General features: G+C 56.7%; 7 protein-coding genes. 5 read left to right on the top strand and 2 right to left on the bottom strand.

Features of this window, described 5'->3' with window-relative positions; genetic code table 11:
• Positions 1-59 precede the first annotated feature (59 nt).
• Positions 60-734 carry a Fe2+-dependent dioxygenase gene (locus tag NW857_RS04285; protein ID WP_414337390.1) on the top strand — a complete coding sequence of 225 codons (675 nt, stop codon included), beginning with the start codon at positions 60-62 and terminating at the stop codon, positions 732-734.
• On the opposite strand, the gene NW857_RS04280 is transcribed toward NW857_RS04285, so the two are convergent.
• Both NW857_RS04280 and NW857_RS04275 read right to left on the bottom strand, forming a co-directional pair.
• Positions 731-2,104, bottom strand: coding sequence for a di-heme oxidoredictase family protein (locus NW857_RS04280; protein ID WP_414368045.1), 1,374 nt, complete (start codon positions 2,102-2,104; stop codon positions 731-733). The two genes, NW857_RS04285 and NW857_RS04280, sit on opposite strands and share 4 nt — an antisense overlap.
• A gap of 42 nt (positions 2,105-2,146) precedes the next feature.
• A complete protein-coding gene (locus tag NW857_RS04275) occupies positions 2,147-3,367 on the bottom strand; it encodes an imelysin family protein (protein ID WP_414333707.1) in 1,221 nt (406 codons plus the stop codon).
• A gap of 385 nt (positions 3,368-3,752) precedes the next feature.
• Between NW857_RS04275 and NW857_RS04270 the strand changes: the two genes are divergently transcribed.
• From NW857_RS04270 to NW857_RS04255, 4 genes are all read left to right on the top strand, one after another.
• Positions 3,753-4,787: a chlorophyll a/b binding light-harvesting protein gene (locus tag NW857_RS04270; protein ID WP_414333705.1), complete on the top strand. Its 1,035-nt coding sequence runs from the start codon at positions 3,753-3,755 to the stop codon at positions 4,785-4,787.
• Positions 4,788-4,843: 56 nt separating this feature from the next.
• Complete coding sequence (fldA, locus tag NW857_RS04265) at positions 4,844-5,353, top strand: flavodoxin FldA (RefSeq protein ID WP_099812754.1); 510 nt, start codon at positions 4,844-4,846, stop codon at positions 5,351-5,353.
• 48 nt (positions 5,354-5,401) lie between these two features.
• Complete coding sequence (locus tag NW857_RS04260; protein ID WP_414368042.1) at positions 5,402-6,982, top strand: chlorophyll a/b binding light-harvesting protein; 1,581 nt, start codon at positions 5,402-5,404, stop codon at positions 6,980-6,982.
• Positions 6,983-7,194: 212 nt separating this feature from the next.
• Positions 7,195-7,589: alpha/beta fold hydrolase (locus tag NW857_RS04255; RefSeq protein WP_414368041.1), on the top strand; the 395-nt coding region annotated here is incomplete at its 3' end.

Raw genomic sequence — 7,589 nt, 5'->3', positions numbered from 1 at the left:
ATAGGCTTTGTTTTGCTAGTGTAGAAGGTGTTGCATGTTTTGATCTTTAGAGGTTGACAATGCTCTTGTGTATTGGCGATGTTCTCAGTTTAGCAGAATTGCAACAAACCTTGGCCATTACATCCGATGCTGAATTTGCAGATGGTGCCCTGACGGCTGGCTGGAATGCCAGGCTTGTCAAAAATAATAGGCAGATTCCTAAGGGATTCCTCCAGCACCAGAAGATTCAGGAGATTGTCTTTGCAGCTCTAGAGCGCAATTTGCTGTTTCAGATGGCTGCTCGGCCCAAGCTCATTCATTCTATTTTGATTAGCCGCTACGAAGCGGGCATGTCTTACGGCACTCATACCGACGATGCGCTTATGGTTGATCAGCGTCAGCTTATGCGTACAGATATTTCCTTTACCCTATTTCTGAGTGCCCCCGAAGACTATGAGGGTGGTGCGCTAAAAATTGAGAGTAGCGAAGGAGAACGAGCCTACAAGCTGCCGGCGGGCGCCTTGATTCTCTATCCTGCTTCGACCTTGCACCAAGTTGAGCCTGTAACCCGCGGGATCCGCTATGCTGTCGTCAGTTGGGTTCAAAGCCTAATTAGGGATCCGCAAGAACGCGAGATCCTCTTTGATTTAGAGACTGTGCGACTGCAGATGTTTCAGGAATCGGGCAAGACACGCCACTTTGATTTGGTCTCCAAAGTTTACGCGAACCTGCTGCGGAAATGGGCGGAGCTCTAGAGGGATCGAAGAAAATAGAGCAGGGCTTCTCTGTCTTCAGCAGCCATATTTTTAAAGATCTCGCGGGAGCGTTCAGCTTCTCCCCCATGCCAGAGAATGGCCTCCTCGAGGCTGAGAGCGCGGCCATCGTGCAAATAGCCGGAGTAGGGCAGAACTGTCTGCGACAAGCCGATGCCCCACAAAGGGGGGGTGCGCCATTCTCGGCCCGTAGCCTCAAAGTCAGGGCGGCCATCTGCCAGTCCTTCGCCCATGTCATGCAACAGCAAATCGGTGTAGGGGTGGATGACTTGGTTGGCCAGGGCAGCGATCTCATGAATGCCGGTGTGCAGCTCTGGTCGGTGACACTTGGCGCATTGGGCTTGGACGAAGAGCTTTTCACCTCGCTGAACTTGGGGATCCTGCCAAAGGACGCGGCCAGGCACAGCCAGGGTTTGCACGTAAACGGTTGTCGCTTGGAGAGTGTCCTCGTCGATATCTTGGCTGCCATCGGCGGCCGGAAAAAGAGGATTCGTGACACCCATGTCGTTGGCGTAGGCGGCCGCAGTTTGTTGCCTGAGGTTGGGGGTATTGGCTTTCCAACCAAACCGTCCCAGCACCAGACGCTGCTGCTCTTGATCCCAAACAGAGTTGGGGCGGCCAGAGATGCCATCCCCATCAGTGTCGTCGGGATCGGCTGCTTCTAGGATTGCAGACTCGGGAACTGCTTCCAGTAGGCCCGCTCCAAACACCGGCTGGGGGATCCGCAGGGAGATGAGGACAGGCTCAATCGGCGATCCCTCCAGAGTCAACAGCTTCACAACAGGAGAACGAAGCCTGTAGGCGGTTCCGTCGGCGTACTGTCCGGTCTGCTCTACCCAGTGCAACTCCACCTTGGCCTCTGGCCGATAGCCTCGAACGGCCTTTTCTTGAATCTGCGTGCCGATGCCGGGCACAGGGGGAGTGTTGCCATAAGGAGCCATGGCCTCCCATCCAAAAGGCCGGGGATCCCCACTTCTATCCAGGGATCCAACCTGGCTCACCCTAACCACCCGCTGTCCTTTCTCGGGTAGACCGCGGCCGTTTTTGACATGACAACCGGCGCAGGAGTTGTTGTTGAACAGAGGTCCAAGGCCGGGGTTAACAGGCGCTGGAGCCGCTACAAAGTTGGCCTCAAAGGCAATGTCCCCCAGGGCATGCAGCCTGGCCCAGCGGGGATCCAAATTGGGGGCCGGCTGCTCGTAGGCTGTTGAGGTGCGGTTCCAAAGGGTTGTTTCGCCACCCGCTCGCGGGGGCAATGGCTGGGATCCATCTAGACCGGCGGAAAAAGCCAGAAAGCTCGCTGCCCAAAGAGAGGCCAATCCCAGCATGAACATCTGGAGAAGACGACGCATAGGCTATCAAAATAGCGGCAGCTCAACTCTTTTCGGACTTTCTTACTGCTGCAGAAGCGGCACAACTTCCTGAGCAAAGTTATCGAAAGCGTCTTCAATTTTTTCCATAGCGGCGGTAATAGATCCACGGGCATTGGCATCGCAAAGGCTTTTTTCGATAGGGTCAGGGATCCCCTGGAGAGCCGCCGCTGCTGCTTGTAACTCCGACTGAATTTGACTATCCAAATTGGGGTTGATGTCCCGGACAAATTGGCTGAGGCCGCGACCTTTTCTATCCCTAAATCCACCCAAGTAAGCATATTGGACGCTGCGCAGGTTGGCCTGAAACTCCGGCAGCGAATGGTGGGCAAAGCGGCTTTCCAAGAGAAAGGGATTTTGCCGGGCGAAGGCTTCGCCAATTTTGACCTTGCCCAGCTCGTCCAACATGCTGAGAATACCTTGGGCTATTTCTTCAGCAGCAGCTTGCAACGTCAGGTAGCTCTTGCTGCCCTCCCCGGCTTTCACCCATTCTTCGCGAAAAGCAGGCAGCCCTTGCACGCCCTCTGTCCAGCTCTTGAGTAGCTTTTCCGCCGTATCCGCCAAAACCGGGCCAAGGGCAGCCAAGTACTCCCGATCCCGCTCGGTAAAGTCTTGCAAGGACTTATTGTTATCCACGCCAAAGAGCAGGAAGGCCACGGCATGAAATCCCTTTTGCCCGCTTTCCAACTCGGCCACGGTCTCTGGAGTGAGGGGATCGCCGCTGTTGAGAACTTCCAGCACCTCCACCTCGTTCAGGGGCCATTCGTCCAAATCCGCATCTAGCCCCAAGGAGGCCGCCGGCCCGAAGGCAAAAGCCTCGCTCTCCTCCCACGTTAGACGGGCAACAGACCAAGCCTGGCGAGCCGCTTGCAAAGTCTGGGAATTGGGATCTTGCACGAAGGCCTGGATGGCTTGAGACAGGGCCTGGGTATCGGCGGCCAACTGCTCATAGGCAGGGATCACCACCTGATCGGCAAAGTCGATCAAAATCTGCCGATCCTGAAACCGCTGCTCAGGAGAGAGCACAACGGCTGGCCGGCCAGAGCCCGCTCCTTCTTCTCCCCCTTCCCCACCCTCGCCGCCGCCATCCACCGGGATGGGCCGACACTCTGGGTTCATTTGAGCCGCCTGCTGGGGCGAGGCCTGGCTCAGGGCCGGTGGATCCTTTTGGCTTTCCCCGCAAGCAGCCCCGCTAACCAGAACATAAAGCCCTATCCCCGTCCACAGCTTCAGATATCTCGACATCTCCTCTGGGCTCCTTACCCCTCGGCTTGGCCAACTTTGGCTTGATTGTAACCTAGCTATTGAGACTCAATCTTAAGAAAAGAGAGATTTTTATCACCGGTTGCCACGGGATCCCTCGCTTAGGCCCAACCCTTCAGGGACAACTGCCGCGCACAAAAGCTGTGGAAGGCGAAGTTAACCTGGATTTTAACAAAATTTAACCCCAGGTATATTGATATCTTCTCTCAAGAAGCCTAGAGTGAGTCACAGCTTGCTATTGAGACTTACTCTCAATAGTTGGTTGCGTGTCTCGAAAGGATGTGTCCGTGCGGCCAGAGGCGGGCCTGGGGCAAAGTCTCTGGCCTTTTCCCAAGCAAGCTTGTTTAGAAACGCAAGAGGAGCGAAGATGACAGCGACGATACCGAAGCAAGAAGGGGGATCTAGCTCGCAACAACAGATCCCCTGGTGGGCGGGCAACGCCCGTTTGACCGTTCTTTCTGGCCGGCTGCTGGGGGCGCATGTGGCCCATGCCGGGCTGATCGTTCTCTGGGCAGGGGCGATGACCCTGATCGAGTTGGCTAAGTTTGACCCCAGCCGACCGATGTATGAGCAGGGGCTCATTCTCTTGCCCCACCTGGCCAGCTTGGGGCTGGGGGTGGGATCCGGCGGGGAAGTTTTGGATACGGATATCTACTTTGCGGTGGGAGCGATCCACCTCATCAGCTCTGCCTTTTTGGGGTTTGGGGGCATTTTTCATGCCCTGCGCGGGCCGGCGGTGCTGGATCCCAAAGCTTTTCCCCTGTTTAGCTACGACTGGCAAGACAAAGACAAAATGACCACCATCCTAGGGATCCACCTAGTGCTGCTGGGCCTGGGAGCCTGGCTTTTGGTGCTCAAGGCAATGGTGTTTGGCGGGTTGTTCGACCCGGTGGCGGGAGAAGTGCGCCTAGTGGCTCCCAACTGGAACCCCTTTGGCCACCTGCTGGGCACGGAAGGTCGCCATTGGATAGCCGGGGTGGACACTTTGGAAGACGTGGTGGGCGGCCACCTCTGGCTGGGCCTGCTCCTGGTGGCAGGTGGGATTTGGCATATCGTGACCAAGCCTTTTGCCTGGGCAGAACGGATTTTTGTCTGGTCTGGGGAAGCTTATCTTTCCTACAGCTTGGGAGCTTTGGCCTTGATGGGGTTTATTGCCGCCTATTGGGTTGCCGTCAATCCCGTCGTCTATCCCGAAGTTTTCTATGGGCCGCTGCTGCGGGTGGGCTTGGATCGCTATCCCTTTTTTGAGCAAGGGGGGGCTCTCACATCTAGGGTTTGGCTGGCCAATGCCCACTTTTGGCTGGCCTTTTTCTTCCTTCAGGGTCACCTTTTCCATGCCCTAAAAGCACGAGGATTCAATTTCCGTACTGGCAGAGTAGAGCTTGCTGCGCAGCAGGTCTAACGACAATCTGGCCATCTAATTTTGGGCTTTGCACTTGCAGTTTCGAGGTAGGAGCAATGGCAAAAATAGGTCTATTTTTCGGCACTCAAACCGGAAATACCGAAAGAGCTGCTGAGATGATTCAAAAAGAGCTGGGCGAAGACAATGTGGATTTGATCGACATTGCCGAAGCCAGTATTGAGGACTTTGAGAAGTACGACTACTTAATTATCGGCTGTCCAACCTGGAACATTGGGGAGCTGCAGGCCGATTGGGATGGGTTTTTTCCCAATTTGGATGAAATCGATTTTTCCGGTAAGACGGTGGCCTACTTTGGAGTTGGGGATCAGTTAGGCTATCCCGACAACTTTCAAGATGCCATGGGGATCCTGGCCCAAAAAATCGCCGAGCGTGGCGGCAAAAATGTCGGCTCCTGGCCCACAGAGGGCTACGAGTTCAATGAGTCCAAGGGAGTGGTTAACGGCGAGTTTGTCGGCCTTGCCCTGGATGAAGACAATCAGCCGGAGCTGACGGAAAAACGAATTAAAGAGTGGACGGCCAAACTCAAAACACTCTTCAATCTGTAATCTCAAACCCGGCTTCTTAACTTGTTGTGGATACTGTGGGAGTTTGTCATGACTGGCGCAGTTCTATCTTCATCACCTACCTCTGCCGAGGGATCCCCTCAGGTCAGTTGGTTGGCAGGCAATGCTCGCTTGGTGAATCTGTCCGGAAAGCTGCTGGGGGCCCACGTGGCCCATGCGGGGTTGATCATGCTGTGGGCCGGCGGCATGACCCTGTTTGAGGTGGCCCACTGGGATCCGGCTCAGCCCATGGGCAGCCAAGGGCTGATCTTGCTGCCCCATTTGGCCACGTTGGGTATCGGCGTCAACGCAGAGGGGGTGGTCACGGATCCCTATCCCTTTTTTGTGGTGGGCGTTCTGCACCTGATTGCCTCGGCGGTGCTGGGGGCAGGAGGGATCTTCCATGCCCTTTTGGGGCCGGAGGTGCTGCCCAAAGGAGAAACCTTGGCCCAGTTTTTCGGCTACGACTGGGAAGACGACGACAAGATGACCACCATCCTGGGGATCCACCTGCTGCTGTTGGGGCTGGGGGCTTGGTTGCTGGTGGCCAAAGCGCTCTTCTGGGGAGGGCTGTACGATGCTCACCTGGGCCGCGTACGGGTGGTAACGGATCCCACCCTCAATCCGCTGCGGATCTTCGCCTACCTGACGCCGCTGATGGGCCAGCAGGGCATGGCTGCTGTGGATAACCTAGAAGATCTGGTGGGAGGGCACATCTACGTTGGCCTGCTTTGCGTCTTGGGGGGATGGTGGCACATAGCCACACGGCCCTTTGCCTGGGCCAAGCAGATCCTGATCTACTCGGGCGAAGCCTACCTCTCCTACAGCCTGGGGGCCCTGGCCTACATGGGCATCTTGGCGGCCTATTTTGTCAGCGTCAACGAGATTGCCTATCCGGTGGCTTTCTACGGGCCGCTGGGGCTGGCTGCCGACGAGATGGGTGTGGTGAGCAGCCGCACCTGGTTGGCCACAGCCCACTTTGTCTTGGGGATCCTGTTTTTGGCAGGGCACATCTGGCATGCCATCCGGGCGCGGGCGGCAGCCAACGGCTTTGACTTCCAGCGCGGGGGCTGGGTGCGAGCCACAGATCCGCAGGTGGGCAACTTGGAGACGCCGGTAAACCAGGGGGATCTCACCCTGCTGCTGCTGCAAAACCTGCCCATCTACCGGGAGGGCTTGTCGCCCTTTCTGCGTGGCTTGGAGATTGGCATGGCCCATGGGTACTTTCTGGTGGGGCCGTTTTACAAGCTAAGTCCGCTGCGGGATTCGGAGCAGGCCCTGACAGCAGGGACGCTGGCGACCATCGGCCTGGTGCTGATCCTGACGGTTTGTCTCTCCGTTTACGGACGGGTGTCCTTTCCGCGCTCGCGGCTGGTAGCGGTGGTCAATACCCCCTACGGCGAGGTGGCCTATCCGACGCCAGGGGTGCAACTGATGGCGGAATCGCAGGGATCCCCTCAGCCGGTGCGCCTGCCGGCAAGCTCGGAGGACTTGCCCGAAAACTTGCGCACCCGCGCCGGTTGGAGCCAGTTGGCCGGAGGGTTTCTGGTGGGCGGTGTTGGCGGTGCCCTGTTTGCCTACATGCTCTTGAGCAGCGGCGATGTGGTAGCCCAGATTTTGCCGGGGCTGTAAAGCAGGGTTGAGGCTTCTCAAAGCAGGGGAGGGGAGATCCTCATCCCCTCCTCTCTGTCCCGATCTGCCCGGTTTGGATAGTTCTGCCGATTTCTAGAACTCTTGTTTGTGAAGCTTTTGTCAGCCACCGGCTTCAATCTTTCGACAGTCGAAATGGGACGGCCAAAATGAGTTTAGGTTCCGCTTCCGCGCTCTCTTTTGAGGCACTTTATTTGGGTGTTTCTCCCAGTCTCAAGCTTTTCGACCGGCCTTTGCTGGGATCCCTGGGAAAATGTTTCCGTGTGGCCTACTGGGAGTATCACCAAACCCAGGATGAGCCCTGTAGTTTAGAGACAGTCGTGACGCTACTATACGAATACCTGAAGGCTTGGGATCGACCGGTGCACCTCATCGGCCATGGCTTGAGCGGGGTGGTCGCCTATCTTTTCGCGTGCCACTATCCCCAACGGGTACGGTCTCTGACCCTGCTGGCAGTGTCCGATCAGCCTGCCGCTACCTGGCACGCCCATTTCTACCTGCAACGAAAAATGTTTTTCTGTAGCCGAGAACAGCTCCTGGTGCGTATAGCCCAGAGCCTTCTGCCCACTTCAGAACAGTGGCGAGCGCG

This window comes from Synechococcus sp. H55.9, from assembly GCF_047462355.1.
Lineage (GTDB): Bacteria > Cyanobacteriota > Cyanobacteriia > Thermostichales > Thermostichaceae > Thermostichus.
Note: the sequence above shows the minus strand (reverse complement) of the source record. Positions and strands in the feature narration are given on the sequence as shown.

Excerpts from the sequence above, each read along its gene's own strand:
- NW857_RS04285 (WP_414337390.1), top strand. The coding sequence starts at position 60 with ATGCTCTTGTGTATTGGCGATGTTCTCAGTTTAGCAGAATTGCAACAA.
- NW857_RS04280 (WP_414368045.1), bottom strand. The coding sequence starts at position 2,104 with ATGCGTCGTCTTCTCCAGATGTTCATGCTGGGATTGGCCTCTCTTTGG.
- NW857_RS04275 (WP_414333707.1), bottom strand. The coding sequence starts at position 3,367 with ATGTCGAGATATCTGAAGCTGTGGACGGGGATAGGGCTTTATGTTCTG.
- NW857_RS04270 (WP_414333705.1), top strand. The coding sequence starts at position 3,753 with ATGACAGCGACGATACCGAAGCAAGAAGGGGGATCTAGCTCGCAACAA.
- fldA (WP_099812754.1), top strand. The coding sequence starts at position 4,844 with ATGGCAAAAATAGGTCTATTTTTCGGCACTCAAACCGGAAATACCGAA.
- NW857_RS04260 (WP_414368042.1), top strand. The coding sequence starts at position 5,402 with ATGACTGGCGCAGTTCTATCTTCATCACCTACCTCTGCCGAGGGATCC.